Origin of the sequence: Stenotrophomonas sp. P2112 (assembly GCF_041897515.1) — a bacterium.
Lineage (GTDB): Bacteria > Pseudomonadota > Gammaproteobacteria > Xanthomonadales > Xanthomonadaceae > Stenotrophomonas > Stenotrophomonas sepilia.
The window spans coordinates 3,370,606-3,391,998 of record NZ_CP169216.1; the positions used below are offsets into that span (position 1 = coordinate 3,370,606).

Sequence of the window (21,393 nt, forward strand, 5' to 3'; positions counted from 1 at the left end):
CGCACAACTGCGGACGGATCGGTCGCCGGCGTATCGCCACGCTAGCGACCCTGCAGCACTCGCCGGATGCGCGCGCTGCTTTCCTCCCATTGTCGAGAGTTTCCATGTCCCAGCTTCGCCGTTCCCCCGCCCTGCTCCACCTGGCCCTGTTGCCGCTGTTCGCCGCCCCGATCGCCCACGCCAAGGATGACCACTGGACCTTCGAGCTCGCCGCCGGCGGTGGCGTGGCGCCGCGCTACAGCGGCAGCGAGGAGTACCGTGCGACGCCTTCGCTGTCCTTCGATGTCACCTCGCCGGGGGGCTGGTTTCTGGGCACCAGTGGCATCGGCTGGGGCACGACCCTCGGCGAGCACACCCGCGTGCGCGCCTATGTCGGTGCCAGCGGTATCCGCAGGGACAAGGATTCGCTGCTCGGCGGTTCGGACTTCCTGCGCGGCATGGGCGATATCGATACCCGTCCCCTGGTCGGTGTCTCGGCTGGATATACGCTGGGCGAGGCCGTGCTGAGCGGCTCCTGGCAGTTCACCCGCAAGGACGAGGACAAGGCTGAGAACGGACTGGCTACCCAGCAGATCCACCTGAACCTGAGCATGCCGCTGTTCGACCTGGCCGGTGGCGTGGTCAGCGGCAGCGTCTCCACCGACTACGGCAGCCGTGGCTACATGCAGACCTGGTACGGCGTCAGTCCGGAACAGGCCGCGCGCACCGGCTTTGCCGAGCACAAACCGAAGGCGGGCCTGGTCAGCGCCGGTGTCGGCCTGAAGTGGAGCCACCGCGTGGGCCGTAATGGCAACTGGTACATCTCGGCCGAAGGCACGCGCCTGCTCGGCGATGCCGCCGACAGCCCGATCGTGCAGAAGGCCAATCAGTTCGGCGTGATGAGCGGCTATACGCACCGCTTCTGATGCATGAAGGGCGCCGCGGGGCGCCCTCTTTCGCTGCGATCAGTGGCAGGCTTGTGCGGCGCCGCTGCCGCACAAGCCGACCTCGCGCAGCCAGCCGATCCACTGCACGACGTCGTCCTTCTCCGGCTCGGCGCGGAACGACTTCTGCACGGTGTGGAAGCCCTGCCTGCCCTGCATGCCCTTGATCCAGGTGAACTCCGGTTTGCCGGTGCCGGGGTTCAGCGGGCAACTGAGCATCAGCAGCGCGAATGGCCGTCCGCCCTCCTCGCCTTCGCGGATCCAGTGGCTCTGCGCTGCCGGACAGGCCATGCGCCACCCCGCCTCGATGATGCCGAGGAACTCGCGCGGACTCACATGGCCACTGTTCGGCGCATCATTGACAGTGACCATGTCGGTCCAGTCCTGCACGGTCTGGCCCTGCGGCACGTACTCGGTGATGCGGTTGCCTTGTGCGTCGGTGCTCTGGTGGGCCTGCTGGTAACCCTTCATCGGCGGCAGCTGGACCTGTTCGACGGCTGCAGCGTGTCCAGAAACAGCAGCGAGCGCCAGCGCCAGCGCCAGCGCCATGCAGAGTGAAACCCTTCGGGTAACGTCCATGCGGTTCTCCTCGTCCTTGCGAAAGTGAAACGGGATCATTGTGCCTTGCCAGGGCTTTGGTGGCGCGCCAGCCAGGGCAGGCGCGCCACCGGTTCAAGCCTTGGCGAAGACCAGGCGTCCCCCGTCGTTGCCGACTTCGATGGTGTCACCGTTGACGAAGGCACCGGACAGGATCTGCTGCGCCAGCGGATTCTCCAGCTGCGACTGGATCGCGCGCTTCAGCGGGCGCGCGCCATACACCGGGTCGAAGCCGACGTTGCCGAGCAGATCGAATGCCGCATCGGAGACCGCCAGCTTCAAACCGCGCTCGGCCAGGCGCTTCTCCAGCCCGCGCATCTGGATGCGTGCGATCTGCTTGATCTGCTGCTTGTCCAGCGGGTGGAACACGACGATGTCATCCAGGCGGTTGATGAACTCCGGACGGAAGTGCGCCTGCACCACGCCCATCACTGCTGCCTTCATCTGCGTGTAGGCCTCCGGGCTGTCGTCGCTGCTCATGTCCTGGATCTGATGCGAGCCCAGGTTCGAGGTCATCACGATGACGGTGTTGCGGAAGTCCACAGTGCGGCCCTGGCCGTCGGTCAGGCGGCCATCGTCCAGCACCTGCAGCAGGATGTTGAACACATCCGGATGCGCCTTCTCCACCTCATCGAGCAGGATCAGCGAATACGGGCGACGACGCACGGCCTCGGTCAGGTAACCGCCTTCCTCGTAGCCGACGTAGCCCGGGGGCGCACCGATCAGGCGGGCGACGCTGTGCTTTTCCATGAACTCGCTCATGTCGATGCGGATCATCGCGTCGGCACTGTCGAACAGGAACTCGGCCAGCGACTTGCACAGCTCGGTCTTGCCGACGCCGGTCGGGCCGAGGAACAGGAACGAGCCGGCCGGACGATTCGGATCGGACAGGCCGGCACGCGAGCGGCGTACCGCATCGGAGACGACCTTGATCGCCTCTTCCTGGCCGACCACACGGTTGTGCAGCACTTCTTCCATGCGCAGCAGCTTGTCGCGCTCGCCTTCGAGCATCTTGTTGACCGGGATGCCGGTCCAGCGCGAAACGACCTCGGCGATCTCCTCATCGGTCACGCGGTCCTGTACCAGCTTGAAGTCCTTGTGCTCGGCTTCCTGCGCGGCGGCCAGCTGCTTTTCCAGTTGCGGCAACAGGCCGTACTGGATTTCGCTCATCTTGGCGAAATCCTGGCGGCGCTGAGCAGCTTCCAGCTCCAGCTTGGCCTGCTCGACCTGTTCCTTGATCTTGGTGGCGCCCTGCAGCGCCGCCTTCTCCGACTTCCAGATTTCATTGAGGTCGGAGAACTCGCGCTCCAGCCCGTCGATATCGTTCTCCAGGTCGGCCAGGCGCTGCCGCGAGGCTTCGTCCTTTTCCTTCTTCAGCATCTCGCGCTGGATCTTCAGCTGGATTACCCGGCGTTCCAGGCGATCCAGCTCCTCCGGCTTGGAATCGATCTCCATGCGCAGTCGCGAGGCGGCTTCGTCCATCAGGTCGATGGCCTTGTCCGGCAGCTGGCGGTCGGTGATGTAGCGGTTGGACAGCGTGGCGGCAGCCACGATGGCCGGGTCGGTGATTTCCACACCGTGGTGCACGGCGTACTTTTCCTTCAGCCCGCGCAGGATCGCGATGGTGTCCTCCACCGTGGGTTCGCCGACGAACACCTTCTGGAAGCGGCGCTCCAGCGCGGCGTCCTTCTCGATGTATTTGCGGTACTCATCCAGCGTGGTCGCGCCGATGCAGTGCAGCTCGCCACGCGCCAGGGCGGGCTTCAGCATGTTGCCGGCATCCATCGCGCCATCAGCCTTGCCGGCGCCGACCATGGTGTGCAGCTCGTCGATGAACAGGATGATCTGTCCTTCGTTCTTGGCCAGGTCGTTGAGCACGCCCTTCAGGCGCTCCTCGAATTCACCGCGGAACTTGGCGCCGGCGATCAGCGCGCCCATGTCCAGCGACAGCACACGCTTGCCGCGCAGGCCTTCGGGCACTTCGTCATTGATGATGCGCTGGGCGAGCCCTTCCACGATCGCGGTCTTGCCCACGCCGGGCTCGCCGATGAGCACCGGGTTGTTCTTGGTCCGGCGCTGCAGCACCTGGATGGTGCGGCGGATTTCCTCGTCACGGCCGATCACCGGGTCGAGCTTGCCGCTCTCGGCGCGCGCGGTCAGGTCGATGGTGTACTTCTCCAGCGCCTGCCGCTGCTCCTCGGCGTTCTCCGACTGCACGTTCTCGCCGCCGCGCAGCTTGTCGATAGCCGCCTGCAGGCGGGTCTTGTCGGCACCGGCGGCGCGCAGCGCCATGCCCAGCGTGCCGCCGTCTTCCAGCGCCGCGAGCACGAACCACTCGCTGGCAATGAAGGCATCGCCGTGCTGCTGGGCCAGCTTGTCGGTCTGGTTCAGCAGGCGCCCCAGGTCATTGCCCATCGAGACGTTGCCGGCCTGGCCGGACACCTTCGGCAGTGCATCCAGCGCCTCGGTCAGGCGCTCGCGCAGCACCGGCACGTTCACCCCGGCCTGGGCCAGCAGCGGGCGCGTGCTGCCGCCCTGCTGGTCAAGCAGCGCGCTGAACAGGTGAACCGGTTCGATGATGCTGTTGTCGCGGCCCACGGCCAGCGACTGTGCGTCTGCCAGCGCCTGCTGGAAACGCGAGGTGAGCTTGTCCATCCGCATTGCGAATCCTCATCGGTCATCAGGGCCGGCCCGCGCCGGCGATGCTGGGAAGATGCGGTTGCCCCACCCCGTTTCAAGGGTGGCTGCGACTGCACCCCGAGGCCAGTCAGCCTGCGGCCAGCATGCCGGAACGGGTGTGGTCGGCGCGTTGATCCCGATCAGTTCGGCGCGGTGAGCGGACTCAGCCGGTGATCGCGCTGCGGATCGCCCGCAGCTGCTGCTTGACCGCCCGCGCCTGCGAGGCGTCCATGCGCAACAGCGCCTTCTGGCCTATCGAGCGCGACTGCAGGGTGGAATCGACGAAGCGGTAGCGACCGCGCTCATCACGCTGCACCAATGGCGCCTGCACCAGTTCCGGGGTCTCCAGCAGATGGTCGATCACCGCCACCAGACGGTCGTTGAAGTAGCCCTCGGGCCGGCCCAGGTCGACGTAGGCCTGCTGGATCAACGGATAGAAGCGCTTGTACGCCGTAGCCGTTGCCGCTGGATCCAGCGCAGTGAAGGCCTGCACATAGGGCGCGTAACGCGCCGAGTTGCTTGCCGCGATGCGTTCCCCGCCCTCGCCAGGCTCGACCTGCAGGTTGCCCGGCAGCGGCCGTGCGGCCAGCGCCGTCGGCGGCACGCTTGGTTTGTCCAGGTTGTCGACCTGGGTGACCAGGCGCTGGATCAGGTGATCGCGCAGCAGCAGGGTCATCGGGCCCTCGCCCTGGAACAGCTGGCTCAATGCGCCCCAGGCAGCCGCATCACTGTCGGCCAACTTGGGCAGCGCCGGGTCAGCGGCGGCCTCGGTGTCCAGCGGATGCCTGATCGGCGGCGGTGCTGGCGCGGGGTCCGCGGCCGCCTGCGGTTGCGGCGGTGCGCTGGTGCTGGCGGGGGTTGAGTGCACCGGCACCGGCACCGAAGCACCGTCTGCCAGGTGCCTCAGCTGATCGCGGAACAACCAACCGCCCGCGCCGCCGATCACCACCACACCCAGCACCCAGGGCCATACCGCCTTTCCACTCTGCATGATGCAGCACCTCGTTTCACACGCATGGAGAAGGTGTGACCCCACCGGTTCCAGCCGGTTCCCTGCCTGTTCCGCTGCCGTTCGGCTTCGGCCCACGCCAAAGCCGCGCTCACGCCTGCTTTGCGTGCTCCGCGCGACGCTGTGGGTCTTTTCCTGTGGAGGCACCGCCATGCAGTACGCGCTGTACTACTGGACCGGTATCCAGGGCCGTGGCGAGTTCGTGCGCCTGGCGCTGGAAGATGCCGGCGCCGACTACATCGACATGGCGCGGGTGCACGGTGATGCGGTGATGCAACCGTTTCTCGACGGCAGCAGTGACGGGGCGCAGCCCTTCGCGCCGCCGTTCCTGAAGGCCGGTCGCCAGGTCATTGCGCAGGTCGCCGCCATCCTGGACTTCCTCGGCCCGACGCTGGATCTGGTGCCGCAGGCCGCATCGCGGCGGATGCAGGCGTTGCAACTGCAGTTGACCATCGCTGACCTGGTGGCCGAGGTGCATGACACTCACCATCCGATCGCCGCATCAAAATACTACGAAGAGCAGAAGACCGAGGCCAAGGCACGTGCCGCGTCGCTGCGCAGCGAGCGCCTGCCGAAGTTCCTGGGCTACTTCGAACGGGTACTGGCCGCCAACGGTGGCCGCCATGCACTGCGCGAGCATTCCTATGTGGACCTGTCGCTGTTCCAGCTGATGAGTGGTCTGGACTACATGTTCCCGCGCCGCATGCAGGCACTCGGCCCCACCCTGCCCCTGCTGCGCGCGCTGCAGGAGCGGGTGGCGAAGCGGCCGAACATCGCCGCCTACCTGGGCTCGGAACGGCGGCTGGCATTCAACACGAATGGCATCTTCCGCCATTACCCGGAGCTGGACGCCGAGCGGTAGTGCCGGCCGCTGGCCGGCAGAGCGCGCTGTAAGCATTCGCCGCCTGCAACACGCCCCTGTAGAGCCGAGCCATGCTCGGCTCAGAGCAGCCGAGCGCAGGCTCGCCTCTACAGAGCACCAGAAGTGGAAGAAGCGGTAGCGCCGGACCATGCCCGGCGTCACCGGTCAATGGTCGGTGCGATCACCCAGCGGCTTCACCGGCTGCTTCTGCAGCGACAGCAAGCCCAGCAGCACCGCCAGGGCCACGTAGGCACCGGCAAACTGCAAACTGATGATGCGCGCCAATCCTTCCAGCTCCCACGGCAGGTAGATGCCGCCGCGCGGATCCACCGAGTGGATCAGCCCGAACAGGGTCAGCACCGCCGCCACCAGCAGGAAGCCGCAGGCACGGCGCAGGCGGCCATCGACCATCGCCGCCACCGCCGAAATCCACAGCATCGAGGTGATGATGAAGCCGTTGCCGAGGGTGAAGATCACCGCCAGCTCCGGCAGGCCGTGGCCGTCGAGCTTGGTCAGCAGCTGGGGCAGCTGATCCGGTGTGATCCAGCCGGGTGCCTTGATCGCCAGCAGGTAGGCCACCGACGGCAGGAAACCGAACACCATCGCGCCGGTATGGTGGCGCGGCGTGGCCTGGAAGGCCTGGGTGGTGATGTCGATGGCCACGTACACGATGATCGGTGCCAGCACCGCCAGCGGCAGCCACTGCACCAGCCCGGAGATGATGCCAAGCATGCCGCCGATGCCGACGAACAGGCCAGTCAGCAGCGTATAGCCGCTGCGCGCGCCCATGTGCTTGTACGCAGGCTGGCCGATGTACGGCGTGGTCTGCGCCACGCCGCCACAGACGCCTGCCACCAGCGTAGCCACCGCTTCCACCAGCAGGATGTCGCGGGTGCGGTAGTCATCGCCGGCCGCACGCGCGCTTTCAGAAACATTGATGCCGCCGACCACCATCAGCAGGCCGAACGGCAGCAGCAGCGGCAGGTAGGTCATCGCGGTGGGCAGGCCGTCGAGGAAGCCCAGTGTCGGCAGCGGCAGCACCACCTGCGGCGGCACCCACTCCGGTACATGGAAGCCGGGGGCGCCCAGCCCGGCCAGGCCCAGGCCGTAGTACAGCGCGGTGCCGAACACGAAGGCCAGCAGCACGCCCGGGCCTCGCACCGGCAGCTTGCCCTTGGCGATCAGCACATACAGCAGCAGGCCCAGCGTGGTGAAGCCGACCAGCGGCGAGCGCAGCGTCTCCAGCAGCGGCAACAGGCCCATCAGCACCAGCGCGATGCCGGCGATGGAACCCAGCAGCGCGGCACGCGGCAGCGCACGGGTGACTGCTTCACCGAAGAACGACAGCACGAACTTGAGCACGCCCATGATGACCAGCGCCGCCATGCCCAGCTGCCAGGTGGCGATGCCCGCCGCGTGCGGGTCCATGCCCTGCTGCTTGAACGCGATGAAGGCCGGGCCAAGCACCAGCAGGGCCATGCCGATGCTGGTGGGGGCATCCAGGCCGAGCGGCATGGCGGTGACGTCGTCACGGCCGCTGCGCGCGGCCAGCCGGCGTGCCATCAGGGTGTACAGCAGATTGCCTATCAGCACGCCGAAGGCCGTGCCTGGGAACATGCGGCCGAACACCACGTCGGCGGGGAACTGGAAGATCCCGACCAGGGCCATGGCGATGAAGCCGAGGATGGAAAGGTTGTCGACGACCAGGCCGAAGAAGCCGTTGAAGTCGCCGGCGACGAACCAGCGACGCGGTGCGGCGGAAGCGGGAGCGGACATGGAAGGGGCGGTGGGGGTGGGGACCGCCGATGGTAGGCCCAGCGGCGCCTGGGCGCCAATTCCGTCGTGGAATGATGGGTTCCAGCCAACGGCGGGGCCCCTCGTGGCTGGGTTGGTCGCGGACGGCGATTTCCTGGGTTAGGCCGGTCGGGTAGGTGGCGCGGGGGACGCCGTAAACCCATCCCAGGGGGCTTGGCCGCGGCATCCATGCCGCGGACACCCCCGCGCAACCTACCCGACCGGCCCCTGACAATTTCCTGCGCGTGCCAGCCACGGAAGAGAATCAAAAGATCAAAAGCAAAGGCAGGCTCTCGTTGTAGCGCCGAGCGCATGCTCGGCTGCTGTACGCGAAGCTTCTGAGCCGAGCACGGTTCGGCTCCACAAGAACAATTCGATCATTTCCACGCTATCCACGCATGGCGTGGATCTACCGGCAGATCGCGATGATCTGTCTAAGCCGGGGTGGGTCCGGTTGCGGGGGCGTGAGCCGCATGGATGCGGCGACCGAGCTTACATGGGTGAGGGCGCTTTGCTTGCGAAGCATTGCTTCGCAAGCGCCCGAACGCACAGCCGCCAGCGGCTGGGCCGGGCCCCGGAGGGGGACTTGCAGCGCCCCCCGCAACCGGACCCACCCCGCCATCCCACGGATACCCAGCTGTTGCTGTTGCTGTTGCTGTTGCTTCGACCTTCACCTCCGCAGGTGCAGGGCCCAGCCCTGCATCGCCCCCCCCCCTACTTCTTCAGGAAGTTGTCCACCAGCAGATGCTTCACGTCGTCGAAGCGGCCGTTCAATACCGCCTTGGCCGCATACAGCGCCGTGCCGGCGACCTGCTTGGCCTCGATCTGTGGTGGCATCACCAGCTCGGCGCGGCTGGTGTGCACATCCAGCAATGCCGGGCCGCGCTGCGCCAGGAAATCCTGCACCGCTTCCTCCAGATCCTCGCTGCGGGTGACCGTGCGGCCATGGAAGCCGATCACTTCGGCCAGGCGGCCGAAGTCCGGGTTCTTCAGGTCGGTGTAGTTATCCAGAAGGCCTTCCACCTTCTGCTCCAGCTCGACGAAGTTCAGCGAGCCGTTGTTGAACACCACCACCTTGATCGGCAGATTCTCCTGTACCGCGGTCAACAGGTCGCCCAGCAGCATTGCCAGCCCACCATCGCCGGACAGTGAAATCACCTGCCGGCCGGGGAAGGCCTTCTGCAGTCCCAGCGCCTGCGGCATCGCGTTGGCCATCGTGCCGTGCAGCAGGCTGGTCAGCGTGCGGCGGCGGCCGTTCACGCGGATATGGCGCAGCACCCACACCATCGGCGAGCCGCCGTCGGCGGTGAACAGTGCATCCTCGGTGGCGTGCTTCGAGAGCAGCGCGGTCAGGTGCTGCGGATGGATCAATTCGCCTTCGCCCGGCTGCTCTTCCTGTTCGCGCTTCTTCAGCGCCTTGTCGCGATGCTCGATGCACTCGTCCAGGAAACTGCCGTCCTCGCGCGGCGGCAGCATCGGCAGCAATGCATCCAGCGTCGGTGCGATATCGCCGACCACGCCGAGGTTCACCGGGTGGCGGCGGCCAAGGTGGCTGCCATCGCGGTCGACCTGGATGATGGTGGCCTTGTCCGGGTAGAACTGGCCCCAGGCGAAGTCGGCGCCGAGCAGCAGCAGCGTGTCGCACTCCATCAGCGTGTGGAAGCCGGACTCGATGCCGAAGATGCCGGTCATGCCCATGTTGTACGGGTTGTCCGGCTCGACGAAATCCTTCGCGCGCGAGGTATGCGCGATCGGGGCCTGCAAGCGCCGGGCCAGCTCCAGCAGCTGCGCGTGCGCGCCCTGGCAACCGGCACCGGCGTAGATGCCGATGCGCTTGCCCTGCCCCAGCAGCTCAGCGATGCGCTGCAGTTCGGCGTCGGAGGGGCGCAGTACCGGCTGGGTGTAATGCACCGAGAACGGCACATCGTGCTTCACCTCGGCCTGGCTGATATCGGCCGGCAGGATCACCACCGCCACGCCACGGCGGCTGATCGCGGCCTGGCAGGCCAGGGCCACCACGCGTCGCGCCTGCTCCGGGCTGTGCACCTGCTCGCAGAACACCGTGCAGCTGCCATAGACCGCCTTGAAATCCACTTCCTGCGGGAATTCCATGCCCAGCTCGCTGGTCACCACCTGGCTGGCGATCAGCACCATCGGCGCACGGTTGCGGTTGCTCTCGAACACGCCGTTGATGAAGTGCAGGCCACCGGGACCACAGGAACCCGCGCAGGCGGTCAACTCGCCGCTCACCAGCGAATCGGCGCCGGCAGCGAACGCTGCCACTTCTTCATGGCGCACGTGCACCCAGGCGATCTCGCTGCCATGCATCGCATCGGTCACATGGTTGAGCGTATCGCCCACGATGCCGTAGCAACGGCGGACACCGGCCTGCTGCAGGGCGTCCACCACGATTTCGGCTACGCGCTTGCTCATCGGATACATCCTCGAACGGGGGAACGTCCGAGGCTAGACCCGATGAAGTGATGCCTCCGCAAAAAAAGGGGACGGAGGGAATTAAGTCGCTTGTGCCACAAACGACTTAATTCCCTCCGTCCCCTTTTAGTCGTTGACGTTGATCCAGCCCAGCACGTCGCCGTGATTCGGGCTGCGATAGCGCAGCTTCACCCAGCCGTTCTGTTCATCCTGCAATTCCACGCGATCGCCCTGCACCAGGTAACGCTTGGTGCTGGACGCACCAGGCCGGTCGAACAGGAACAGCCGCGCGGGTACCACGGTGGCCTGCTGGCCGCGCAACGGTCCATCCGGCGGTGCGCCCAGGCCATCGGCAATGGCACTTTCCAGCACACGGCCGGCGGGATCATAGGTGCGCCAGACGGCCAGCGGACCCTGCTCGTCGGTCTGCTCCCACTGCAGCGCGGCGTTCAATGTGTCGCCCAGCATCAACACGCGCTCGGCGCGGTACAGGTAGAGCTTCGCACCCGCGAACCGGTACTGGTCGGCGTACCACATCGGCCCGCTGCGGCAACTGCTGGTGAGGGTGCGGGTGGCAACGTCCACGCTCAGACCCATCAGATCACCGCAGCTGTCCTTGCCGTGGGTGTCGGCCTGCAGCACGCGATACGAAGCACTGGCCGGATCGAACCGATACACCGTCACCGCTTCATTGACCATGCCCACCGAGGCGCGTGCGACCAGTTCCGGGTAGCCATCGAAATCGACGTCCTCCAGACCCCAGCGCGAATTGCCGTCGGCATCCGCCGCGCCCGCCAGCGTCTGGCGCTTTCCCGACGGCGACAGCTGCACGGCGATGCTGCCATCCTGCTGGGGATCGGCGTGCGCCTGCACGTGCGCGGCCACCTGGAACCGCAGTGTTTCGATGTCGTCGCCACTGGCCTGCGCCGACGGTGCCAGCGTGCCGGCCAACACCAGGCCCAGCAGGCATTCCCTGTGTTTCATCATCGGTCCTTGTGGCACCGCGGTGGCGCCTTCAGCTCAGAACGATACCTCGACCGGCTGCCGCGACCACAGCACCGACTGATGCCTGGTCTGCTGCTTCCACGCCAGGCGGATCGCTTCGATATCGGCGCGGCGCTGCGGGGTGTCCTCATGCAGCACCACCAGCACCTTGGTGCGCAGGCGGTTGGGCGCGGCATCGCCGCGGAACAGCCACTGGCCATAGGCATCGAACACGGTCAGGCCATCCGGGAAGCGCGGGGTCACTTCCTTGTCCAGGAAGGTGCGCCACTGCGCGTCGCTGATGGTGTCGGCCTGCGGGCGGTTGCCGGCGCCCTGCTCCTCGCCCACGCCGAAGTACAGCTCGCTGCGCACCCAGCCGTGCGCGGAAGACGGGCGCGCGGCGTCGCCCTTCAGTTCGGCGGTAGTGGCCGTGGCATAGGCGCTGGGCGCCTGCGATGAGAGGCTGGCGCAGCCGCTGGTGGCCAACAGCACGGCGAAGACGAGGCCAAGGTGTTTCATCGGTACAGCTCCGGGGAAGGGGGACAAGGCGAGCCGGCAGCGTACAGCGCCACCGGCCCGGCGTGCTGATGCCAACCGGGCATCAGCTCATGCCGGACCGGCAGGGGCTTGCATCCGCACCGGTCATCACGCGAAGATAATATATCGCTTCATCCGGATGGATGTAAGTGAAACTGTCTCCCCTTCCCCCGTCGTCGTTGTTGCTGGAGCCCCCATGTCCGCCCGCCTGCCCGCGTCGCCGCTCGGCCTCGCCATCGCCCTCGCGCTTTCCTCCGCCGCCGCCCCGGCCCTGGCCCAGGACGCCACCAACCTGGATACGGTGATCGTCACCGGCACCCGTGCCGCCGACCGCACCGTGCTCGAATCCACCTCGCCGGTGGATGTGCTCACCGCCGAGGACATCCGCAAGGCGGGCGTGGTCAACGGTGAGCTGGGCAGCGCGCTGCAGGCGCTGCTGCCGTCGTTCAACTTCCCGCGCCAGTCCAACTCCGGTGGCGCCGACCATGTGCGCGCCGCGCAGTTGCGTGGCCTGTCGCCGGACCAGGTGCTGGTGCTGGTCAACGGCAAGCGCCGCCACCACACCGCGCTGGTCAACACCGACAGCAAGATCGGCAAGGGCACCACCCCGGTCGATTTCAATTCGATTCCGGTCAGCGCGATCAAGCGCATTGAAGTGCTGCGCGATGGCGCCGGGGCGCTGTACGGCTCGGACGCCGTGGCCGGCGTGATCAACGTGATCCTCGACAACGGCGGTGACGGCGGCGAGATCGAGGCGAGCTACGGTGCCAACCACACCGACCTCAAGCCGATCGGCCGCACCCTCACCGACGGCCAGACCGGCAACCTCAGCGCCAAGGTCGGCACTTCGCTGGGCGAAGACGGCGGCTTCCTGCGCGTCGGCCTGGAATACAAGCACCGCAACGGCACCAATCGCGCCGGCTTCGACCAGATTCCGCCATGGGACCAGACCCCGGGCAACCTGGCGCTGCAGGGCAAGCGCAACTACGTGCTGGGCGATGGCAAGAGCAAGGACATCAACCTGTGGCTGAACACCGAGATCCCGGTCGGCCAGACCTCGACGTTCTACGCGTTCGGTACCTTCAACCAGCGGGATACCGAAGGCGCGAACTACTTCCGCTATCCCGATGGCGATGCCAACTGGAAGCAGGTCTATCCGAACGGCTACCGGCCGATCTCCGAAGGTGAGAACCGCGACGTGCAGGCCGTGGCCGGCGTGCGCGGGCAGTGGAGTGAATGGAGCTACGACGGCAGCCTGGACTACGGCCAGAACGACTTCACCTATCGCCTGCGTGATTCGCTCAACGCGTCGCTGGGCCCGACCAGCCCGACCCGCTTCAAGACCGCCGATTACCAGTACGCACAGACGGTGGGCAATCTCGATCTGAGCCGCGTGTTCACCCAGAGCGACAGCATCAGCCACACGCTGGGCCTGGGCGTGGAAGCACGCCATGAGCGCTACCAGACCCGCCCCGGCGACCCGGCCAGCTATGCGGCCGGCCCGTACACCGACCGCCCGACCGGTTCACAGGCCGGTGGTGGCCTGACCCCGCAGGATGCAGCCACCCTGTCGCGTGATGTGGCCAGCGCCTATGCCAGCCTGTCCAGCCAGTTCGGCGAAAAGTTCTCCACCGATCTGGCCGCGCGCTACGAGCACAACGACGATTTCGGCGGTGAACTGACCGGCAAGCTCGGCCTGCGCTACGAATTCACCCCGGCGTTCGCGTTGCGTGGCGCCATCTCCAACAACTTCCGTGCGCCGTCGCTGGCACAGATCGGCTACGAGTCCACCTCCACCGGCTACAACGCAGGTGGCCAGCTGGTGCAGGGCCGTCTGCTGTCAGTCAACAATCCGATCGCACGCGGCCTGGGGGCGCAGAACCTGAAACCAGAGAAATCGCTGAACACCTCGCTCGGTTTCACCAGCCGCATCGGCGAGCATTTCGACCTTTCGCTGGATTTCTTCCAGATCGACATCGATGACCGCATTGCACTGTCGGAGAGCATCACCGGTGATGCACTGACCGACTACGTGGCCGCCAACTACGGCGTCAGCGGCCTGCAGAGCGCCAGCTTCTTCGTCAACGCCGCCGACACCCGCACCCGTGGCGCCGAGCTGGTGAGCAACTGGCGCCAGTCGCTGGGCGATGGCCAGCTGCTGCTGACCGGCACCTATGCGTATACCAAGACCACGCTGAAGAACGTGCTGGCCACCCCGGCCCAGCTGCGCGCGCTGAATCCGGACTACGTGCTGTTCGGCATCGAAGAGACCAACACGCTGACCGACGCCACGCCGCGCACGCGTGGTAGTTTCTCGGCCGCATGGAGCAACGACCACTGGTCGCTGAGCACCCGCGTGAACCGCTATGGCAGCGCCACCCGCGTGTTCAACTTCGGTGACGGCTACATCCCGCGCCAGACCTACCAGGCCGAGTGGCAGCTGGATGCGGAAGTCGAATACCGCATCACCCCGCAGTGGAGCGTGGCTCTCGGCGGGCAGAACCTGACCGACAACTATCCGGATCGATCCAACAGCGATATTCACTACTTCGGCAACCTGCCGTACGACGTGCTGTCGCCGATCGGCAGCAACGGTGCGTACTACTACGGCCGCGTCCGCTATACGTTCTGATTCACCAGCCCGGTAGTGCCGGCCGCTGGCCGGCAACCGCAGGGTGCATCCAAGGACTGACACGTTGCCGGCCAGCGGCCGGCACTACCCCGATCCGTAGCCTGCCCTCGACCCCACGTACACGCCCACGCTGGCAAGCTGGGCGTCATGGCTGAACCGCTCCCCCTGCGTCCGCCGCCGCCATTGCTGGATGACGCCTGCGCGTTGTTCCTTGATGTCGACGGCACCCTGATTGAATTCGCTGCACGCCCGGATGCCGTGCAGCTGCTGCCGGATGTGCGCGAAGCCATCGGCCGCATCAGCGACCGCCTGGAAGGTGCCGTGGCACTGGTCAGTGGTCGCCCGCTCGAACAGCTGGATCAACTGTTCGCTCCGCTGCAACTGCCTGCTGCGGGCCTGCATGGCCATGAACTGCGTGGGCAGGATGGCCGCGTACTGCGCGACGAACACGACGACGACACCGCCGAATGGCTGCACGCACTGCACCAGCAGGCGATGCGCTTCGCCCACGGCCATCCCGGCGTGCTGGTGGAAGACAAGGGTGTCGGCCTGGCCCTGCACTGGCGCGGCGCGCCGCATGCAGCCAGGGACGTCCGCGCCTTCGCCGACCGCCACGTGCGGGGCCGTGCCAGCTACCGCCTGCAGCCCGGCGACCATGTGGTCGAGTTCGTGCCCGTCGGCACCGACAAGGGCCGTGCGGTGCTTCGGATGATGCAGTACCTGCCCTTCCGCGGTCGCCTGCCGGTGTTCCTCGGCGATGACCTGACCGATGAGTTCGGTTTCGATGCCGCCAACGGCCAGCATGGCTGGAGCGTGCTGGTGGGCGAACGTGAACCCAGCGCGGCGGTGTTCGCGCTGCCCGACATACGCAGCGTGCACGCCTGGCTGCGTGAGAATGCCTATTGACCCGGCCAACCCCCACGGCCGCAACCGAGATGTACCGCGTGATGACCCAACCCGATCTTGATCTGGGCGTGGTCGGCAACGGCAGCTTCGGCGCCCTGGTCGACAAACGTGCCCGCGTTGTCTGGAGCTGCCTGCCCACCTTCGACGGCGACCCTACCTTCTGTGCGCTGCTCGGCCCCAACCAGCAGACCGGTGGCGACTTCGCCATCGAGCTGGAAGACTTCGCCAGCAGCGAGCAGGAATACCTGACCAACACGGCGATCCTGCGCACCGTGCTGCGCGACATGCACGGCGGCGAACTGGAAATCCTCGACTTCGCCCCACGCTGGCGCCAGAACGACCGTTTCTACCGCCCGGTCAGCCTGATCCGCCAGGTGCGTCCGCTGGCTGGCAGCCCGCGCATCACCGTACGCGCACGCCCGCTGGCGGACTGGGGCGCGCGCGTTCCGGAATCCACCTGGGGCAGCAACCATGTGCGCTGGGTGCTGCCCGAACACGTGCTGCGGCTGACCACCGACGTGCCGGTGCGCTTCGTGCGCGATGGCCTGCCGTTCGTGCTCAACCATCCCATCCACCTGATCCTGGGCGTGGATGAATCGCTCAACCGTTCGATCAGCGGCTATGTGCAGGAGGCCTTCCAGCGTACCCGCGATTACTGGCGCGAATGGGTGCGTTACCTGTCCATTCCGCTGGAATGGCAGGACGCGGTGATCCGCAGTGCGATCACGCTGAAGCTGTGCCAGTACGAGGACAGCGGCGCGATCATCGCGGCCATGACCACCTCCATTCCTGAAGCCGCCGGCAGCGTGCGCAACTGGGACTACCGCTACTGCTGGCTGCGTGATGCGGCGTTCGTGGTGCGGGCGCTGAACCGCCTCGGCGCCACGCGCACGATGGAACAGTTCCTCGGCTACATCTTCAACCTGGCCACCACCGACGGCACGCTGCAGCCGCTGTACGGCATCGGCTTCGAAGCCAAGCTGGACGAAGATGAGGTCCCCAGCCTGTCCGGCTACCGCGGCATGGGCCCGGTACGACGCGGCAATCTGGCCTGGGTGCAGCGCCAGCACGATGTCTACGGCAGCGTCGTGCTGGCGTCCACGCAGCTGTTCTTCGACCGGCGCCTGCAGGACCCGGGTGATGCGCACACCTTCGCCCGCCTCGAACCCCTCGGCGAGCAGGCCTTCGCCCTGCACGACGTACCCGATGCCGGCCTGTGGGAGTTCCGCGGCCGCACCGAGGTACACACCTACACCAGCGCGATGTGCTGGGCCGCCTGCGACCGCCTGTGCAAGATCGCCGTGCGGCTGAAGCGCGATGACCGCGCCCACTACTGGCGCACACGTGCCGACACCATCCACGCGCGCATCATGGCCGAATCGTGGAGCGAAGAGCTGGGCCACTTCACCGATACCTTCGGTGGCCATCGCCTGGACGCCTCGCTGCTGCTGCTGGCCGACATCGGCTTCATCGACGCGATGGACGCCCGCTTCATCGCCACCGTCGAAGCCATCGGCCGTGACCTCAAGCACGGCAACTCGCTGTACCGCTATGTCGCTCCGGATGACTTCGGTGAGCCGGAAACCAGCTTCACCATCTGCACGTTCTGGTACATCGACGCACTGGCCGCCATCGGGCGCCTGGACGAGGCGCGCGAGATGTTCGAGCTGCTGCTGAAGCAGCGCAATCACCTGGGCCTGCTGTCGGAGGATCTGGCCTTCGACACCGGCGAGGCTTGGGGTAACTTCCCGCAGACCTATTCGCATGTCGGCCTGATCACCGCCGCGATGCGCCTGTCGCGGTCTTGGCAGGAGGCATCGTGAGTCGTCTGGTCGTGGTATCAAATCGTGTGGCCGTGCCCGGCGAGAACCGCGCAGGCGGCCTGGCGGTCGGCCTGCTGGCCGCCCTGAAGGAGCGCGGCGGCCTGTGGTTCGGCTGGAGCGGCAAGACCGTAAAGGAAGGCAGCGGCACGCTGCACCGGCAGAAGGATGGTGACATCGACTACGTCACCATGGACCTGAGCAAGCGCGAGGTCGATGGCTACTACAATGGTTTCGCCAACCGCACGCTGTGGCCATTGCTGCACTTCCGGCTGGACCTGGTCGACTACGACCGCGGCACCCGCGAGACCTACCACAAGGTCAATGCGCTGTTCGCCGACAAGCTCGCACCATTGCTGCGCGAGGACGACATCGTCTGGATCCACGACTACCACCTGATCCCGCTCGGCGCACTGCTGCGCGAGCGCGGCATCGGCTGCCGCATCGGCTTCTTCCTGCACATTCCGATGCCGTCGGCCGACCTGCTGCAGGCCATGCCCGACCACCTGCGGTTGTTCTCCGCGCTGTACGCCTACGACCTGGTCGGCTTCCAGACCCAGCGCGATGCCGATCGCTTCCAGACTTACCTGCGCCTGTTCGGTGGTGGCCGCGTGCTCGACAACGGTGAGCTGGAAGCACCCGGTGGGCGCCGATTCCGCGCGGCGGCTTTCCCGATCGGCATCGACACCGACCTGATCGCACGCCAGGCCGGCACCGCCGCCACCAAGGCCGCAGTGAAGAACCTGCGCAGCAGCCTGCGGGACCGCCAGCTGGCGATTGGCGTGGATCGCCTGGATTACTCCAAGGGCCTGCCCGAACGCTTCCTCGGCTTCGAACGCTACCTGCAGCGTCACCCCGACCAGCGCGGCTCGCTCACCTACCTGCAGATTGCGCCGGTCTCGCGCGGCGATGTCACCGAGTACCGACAGCTGCGCAGCCAACTGGAACAGATCGCCGGCCACATCAACGGTGGCCACGCCGAGCCGGACTGGACGCCACTGCGCTACGTCAACCAGAACTTCACCCATGCCACGCTCACCGGCTTCTACCGAGCGGCGGCGGTCGGCCTGGTCACGCCGCTGCGCGATGGCATGAACCTGGTAGCCAAGGAATACGTGGCCTCGCAGGACCCGGAGGATCCCGGCGTGCTGGTGCTGTCACTGCTGGCCGGCGCCGCCGACGAACTGAAGCAGGCACTGCTGGTGAACCCGCACGACCTCGACGGCGTGGCCGACGCGATCGCCACCGCAGCGACGATGTCACTGAGCAGGCGCAAGGAACGCTGGCACGCGATGATGGAACATCTGCGCACCTACGACATCAACCACTGGCGCCGCAGCTACCTCGACGCGCTGGAAGGCTGAAGAAAAAAGGGGACGGAGGGGATTAAGTCGTTTATGCACAAACGACTTAATCCCCTCCGTCCCCTTTTTCGTCAATCCAGGAACCGCGCGGCCTGTTCCGGTGCGGGTAGATGGCAGGTGTCATGCCGACCGAACCAGCGGTAGCGGTTGCGTGCCAGCGCGCGATACGCCGCATCACGCCAGCCGCGCGGCACGAGCCGCAGCACGCCGGCCAGGCGCCAGGCGCCGCCCAGCCCCGCAAGTACGCGCAGGATCGCATCGGTGTCGGTCCAGGCACCCTGTGCATCCAGCAGCAGGAACGACATCGGGTCCTGCGGATCCAGCCCGTGCGCGCGCAGCATCGCGCTGCCCTTCTGCCCCTGCATCGCTGCAAAGCGGTAGCGCCCCCTGCGGTCGAAACGCAGCAGGAACCGCACCCAGCGATTGCACAGTGCGCACACGCCATCGAACACGACCACCGCGCTGCCCGCCTCGGCGGCAGCGTCACTGCGGTTCGAGCCAACCTTCATAGCGGATCAGGGCTCCGGCCCAGGGCAGCGTCACATCGACCAGGAAAGTGTAGCGCTCGCCCTGCCAGGCTTCACGGCAGCGCACACCGCCGAACCAACGCGTCGGCAGCGGCAGCAGCCCGAACGCCCAGACCCGACGCACCGACCAGTCGATACCACCGTCGCGGGCCTGCAGCGCGAACTCGAAGCGCACCGCGCCCAGCTGCTCGCGCAGATGCCCGTCGTGCGCCCACAGCCGCGACACCATTGGCCAGCGGCCGAACCGCCGCGCCCACTGCTCGCCCTGCCGGTAGCGGTTGAACGCCACCTCGGTGGGCAGCGCGTCACCGTCCTGTGGCAACCGCGCCAACGCAGCCAGCAGCGGCACCAGCCAGTGCCGCCCCCTCACGATACGCGCCCGCCCCACGTAGCGGCAGGGCAACGGCGCGGCATGCAGCGCCTGCACCGGTCCTGCCAGGGTGGCAAAGGCCGGCCCCAGCACGCGCGCGAACAGCGGCGGAGTCAGGGCGCGATCCAGGCCAGGGTCGCCATGCGCCCGGTGCGACGATCGCGCCGATGCGAATACAGGTCCGGGTCGGCCATCGTCGACACCGTGCCACCATACACCTGTGCCGGGTCCATCCCCGCAGACTGCAGGCGCTGCCGCGCCAGCGCGAACAGGTCCACTTTCCAGTGTCCGGGACGGGTCGCGACGAACGCCCCCTCAGCAGCGGGATCATGGCCGACGAAGGCGTGATAGACCTCCTCGCCGATCTCATAGTCGGACGGCCCGGCGGCCGGGCCCAACCAGGCCCGCAGCTGCGCCGGCGACGTCTGCATGGCGGCCACCGTGGCCTCCAGCATGCCGTCGGCCAGCCCCCGCCAGCCGGCATGGGCCGCGCCCACCTCGCTGCCGTCCGCCGCGGCGAACACCACCGGCAGGCAGTCGGCGGTCAGGATCGCCAGCACCACGCCCGGCACCGAGGTTACCGCCGCGTCGGCCACCGGCTCGCTCGCGCCGGGCACCGGCGGTGCATCGAAGCGCAGCACGGTGCTGCTGTGCACCTGGCGCAGCCAGTGCGGTGCCGACGGCAGCGCCAGCCCCTGCTGCAGCAGCTGGCGGTTGTGCTCAACGTTGGCTGGGGTATCACCATCGGCCGCGTGCCGGTTGCCCAGGTTGAACTGCGCGAACGGCGCCGGCGAGATGCCCGCACCGTGCCGGCGCGTGGTCAGCGCATGGACGCCTGCGGGCGCCGGCCAGTCGGCCTGCAGCAACGGCAGCGCGGCCGCCATCACCAGCGGTCCCGCTCGCGGGCGGCGAAGGCTTCGCTGTCTTCGCGCAGCACCTTCATCAGGTGCAGCATGTCCTCCGGCACCGGCGCGGTGTTGCGCACCGGTTCACCGGTGATCGGGTGCATGAACTCCAGGGTCTCGGCGTGCAGGGCCTGGCGCTTGAAGCCGCGCAGCGCGGCCACCAGCTCGTCGCTGGCGCCCTTGGGCAGCTTCAGCGCGCCGCCATACAGCGGGTCGCCGATGATCGGATGGCGCACGTGCGCCATGTGCACGCGGATCTGGTGGGTACGGCCGGTTTCCAGGCGGCACTCCAGCGCGGTGTGTGCCCGGAAGCGCTCGCGCAGGCGGTAGTGGGTCACCGCCTCCTTGCCGTCCTCACGCACCGCCATCTTCAGGCGGTCGCGCGGGTGGCGGTCGATCGGGGCATCGGCTGTACCACCGGCCACCAAAGCGCCCATCACGATGGCCAGGTACTGACGGTGCACGTCACGTGCCGCCAGCTGCTCGACCAGCGCGGTCTGCGCTTCCAAAGTCTTGGCCACCACCATCACGCCGCTGGTGTCCTTGTCCAGGCGGTGCACGATGCCGGCGCGCGGCAGCACCGCCACCGACGGATCGCGGAACAGCAGCGCGTTGACCAGGGTGCCGCTGTGGTTGCCGGCACCCGGATGGACCACCAGGCCCACCGGCTTGTTGATCACCAGCAGGTGCTCGTCCTCGAACAGCACGTCCAGCGGGATGTCCTCCGGCTGGGCATCGGTCTGGGTTTCCAGCACCGCGTTGAGGGTCACCACCTCGCCGCCGCGCAGCGGATCGCGCGGGCGCACCCGGGCACCGTCCAGCAGGACCTCCCCGGCCTTGATCCACTCGGTCAACCGCGAGCGCGAGTATTCGGGGAACAGTTCGGCCACGACCGCGTCGAAACGGCGGCCGGCGGCGGTGTCGGGGACGATGGCCTGGCGGGCCGATTCAGAGGGTTGTTCAGACATGGCAGGGGGCATTCTTTGAAATTTTGGGGTCCCGGCGGCCGGTTTCAGTCGCTGGACAGGACACTAGGCTATCATCGACCCTT

The 21,393-nt window shown here is 67.1% G+C and carries 17 protein-coding genes; 6 read left to right on the forward strand and 11 right to left on the reverse strand.

Going from position 1 to position 21,393, the window contains the following annotated elements; genetic code table 11:
- The first annotated feature begins 104 nt into the window (after positions 1 to 104).
- On the forward strand, positions 105 to 905 hold the full coding sequence (locus ACEPA4_RS15615) for a MipA/OmpV family protein (RefSeq protein WP_374082883.1): 801 nt from the start codon (positions 105 to 107) through the stop codon (positions 903 to 905).
- A gap of 39 nt (positions 906 to 944) precedes the next feature.
- On the opposite strand, the gene ACEPA4_RS15620 is transcribed toward ACEPA4_RS15615, so the two are convergent.
- The 3 genes from ACEPA4_RS15620 to ACEPA4_RS15630 all read right to left on the reverse strand — a co-directional run bounded on the left by ACEPA4_RS15620 (position 945) and on the right by ACEPA4_RS15630 (position 5,190).
- The gene (locus ACEPA4_RS15620; protein ID WP_235646283.1) at positions 945 to 1,502 is read right to left on the reverse strand and encodes a hypothetical protein; all 558 of its coding nucleotides are present in this window, start codon (positions 1,500 to 1,502) and stop codon (positions 945 to 947) included.
- 93 nt (positions 1,503 to 1,595) lie between these two features.
- Positions 1,596 to 4,181, reverse strand: coding sequence for an ATP-dependent chaperone ClpB (clpB, locus tag ACEPA4_RS15625; protein WP_065178915.1), 2,586 nt, complete (start codon positions 4,179 to 4,181; stop codon positions 1,596 to 1,598).
- 181 nt (positions 4,182 to 4,362) lie between these two features.
- Positions 4,363 to 5,190, reverse strand: coding sequence for a DUF3014 domain-containing protein (locus tag ACEPA4_RS15630; protein ID WP_164093310.1), 828 nt, complete (start codon positions 5,188 to 5,190; stop codon positions 4,363 to 4,365).
- A 169-nt stretch (positions 5,191 to 5,359) separates the two neighbouring features.
- Between ACEPA4_RS15630 and ACEPA4_RS15635 the strand changes: the two genes are divergently transcribed.
- Positions 5,360 to 6,070 carry a glutathione S-transferase gene (locus ACEPA4_RS15635; protein ID WP_065178917.1) on the forward strand — a complete coding sequence of 237 codons (711 nt, stop codon included), beginning with the start codon at positions 5,360 to 5,362 and terminating at the stop codon, positions 6,068 to 6,070.
- Between the two features lie 165 nt (positions 6,071 to 6,235).
- On the opposite strand, the gene ACEPA4_RS15640 is transcribed toward ACEPA4_RS15635, so the two are convergent.
- The 4 genes from ACEPA4_RS15640 to ACEPA4_RS15655 form a co-directional block, all read right to left on the reverse strand.
- The gene (locus tag ACEPA4_RS15640) at positions 6,236 to 7,846 is read right to left on the reverse strand and encodes a hypothetical protein (RefSeq protein WP_005418574.1); all 1,611 of its coding nucleotides are present in this window, start codon (positions 7,844 to 7,846) and stop codon (positions 6,236 to 6,238) included.
- Positions 7,847 to 8,578: 732 nt separating this feature from the next.
- Positions 8,579 to 10,297 carry a thiamine pyrophosphate-dependent enzyme gene (locus ACEPA4_RS15645; protein WP_065185255.1) on the reverse strand — a complete coding sequence of 573 codons (1,719 nt, stop codon included), beginning with the start codon at positions 10,295 to 10,297 and terminating at the stop codon, positions 8,579 to 8,581.
- Between the two features lie 126 nt (positions 10,298 to 10,423).
- Positions 10,424 to 11,281 (reverse strand): hypothetical protein, encoded by an 858-nt coding sequence (locus tag ACEPA4_RS15650; protein WP_065185256.1) that lies wholly within the window; start codon positions 11,279 to 11,281, stop codon positions 10,424 to 10,426.
- A 36-nt stretch (positions 11,282 to 11,317) separates the two neighbouring features.
- Positions 11,318 to 11,800 carry a DUF3574 domain-containing protein gene (locus ACEPA4_RS15655; protein ID WP_021202058.1) on the reverse strand — a complete coding sequence of 161 codons (483 nt, stop codon included), beginning with the start codon at positions 11,798 to 11,800 and terminating at the stop codon, positions 11,318 to 11,320.
- 214 nt (positions 11,801 to 12,014) lie between these two features.
- Here ACEPA4_RS15655 and ACEPA4_RS15660 point away from each other — a divergent pair, with 214 nt between their 5' ends.
- From ACEPA4_RS15660 to otsA, 4 genes are all read left to right on the forward strand, one after another.
- Entirely contained in the window at positions 12,015 to 14,450 is a 2,436-nt protein-coding gene (locus ACEPA4_RS15660; RefSeq protein ID WP_171955703.1) for a TonB-dependent siderophore receptor, read from the forward strand.
- A 147-nt stretch (positions 14,451 to 14,597) separates the two neighbouring features.
- Complete coding sequence (gene otsB / locus ACEPA4_RS15665; protein WP_061480563.1) at positions 14,598 to 15,356, forward strand: trehalose-phosphatase; 759 nt, start codon at positions 14,598 to 14,600, stop codon at positions 15,354 to 15,356.
- A gap of 41 nt (positions 15,357 to 15,397) precedes the next feature.
- On the forward strand, positions 15,398 to 17,179 hold the full coding sequence (locus tag ACEPA4_RS15670) for a glycoside hydrolase family 15 protein (protein WP_139727555.1): 1,782 nt from the start codon (positions 15,398 to 15,400) through the stop codon (positions 17,177 to 17,179).
- Complete coding sequence (gene otsA, locus ACEPA4_RS15675) at positions 17,176 to 18,540, forward strand: alpha,alpha-trehalose-phosphate synthase (UDP-forming) (protein WP_065178921.1); 1,365 nt, start codon at positions 17,176 to 17,178, stop codon at positions 18,538 to 18,540. The genes ACEPA4_RS15670 and otsA overlap by 4 nt, the downstream gene beginning before the upstream one ends.
- A 71-nt stretch (positions 18,541 to 18,611) precedes the next feature.
- On the opposite strand, the gene ACEPA4_RS15680 is transcribed toward otsA, so the two are convergent.
- The 4 genes from ACEPA4_RS15680 to rluD are packed head-to-tail and all read right to left on the reverse strand — an operon-like array spanning position 18,612 to position 21,310.
- Positions 18,612 to 19,049, reverse strand: a complete 438-nt coding sequence (locus ACEPA4_RS15680; RefSeq protein ID WP_005418590.1) for a thiol-disulfide oxidoreductase DCC family protein — start codon at positions 19,047 to 19,049, stop codon at positions 18,612 to 18,614.
- Positions 19,024 to 19,530 (reverse strand): DUF4166 domain-containing protein, encoded by a 507-nt coding sequence (locus ACEPA4_RS15685; protein ID WP_065178922.1) that lies wholly within the window; start codon positions 19,528 to 19,530, stop codon positions 19,024 to 19,026. The genes ACEPA4_RS15680 and ACEPA4_RS15685 overlap by 26 nt, the downstream gene beginning before the upstream one ends.
- Before the next feature lie 20 nt (positions 19,531 to 19,550).
- A complete protein-coding gene (pgeF, locus tag ACEPA4_RS15690; protein WP_262090273.1) occupies positions 19,551 to 20,321 on the reverse strand; it encodes a peptidoglycan editing factor PgeF in 771 nt (256 codons plus the stop codon).
- The gene (rluD, locus tag ACEPA4_RS15695; RefSeq protein ID WP_081275742.1) at positions 20,321 to 21,310 is read right to left on the reverse strand and encodes a 23S rRNA pseudouridine(1911/1915/1917) synthase RluD; all 990 of its coding nucleotides are present in this window, start codon (positions 21,308 to 21,310) and stop codon (positions 20,321 to 20,323) included. The genes pgeF and rluD overlap by 1 nt, the downstream gene beginning before the upstream one ends.
- Positions 21,311 to 21,393: the final 83 nt, after the last annotated feature.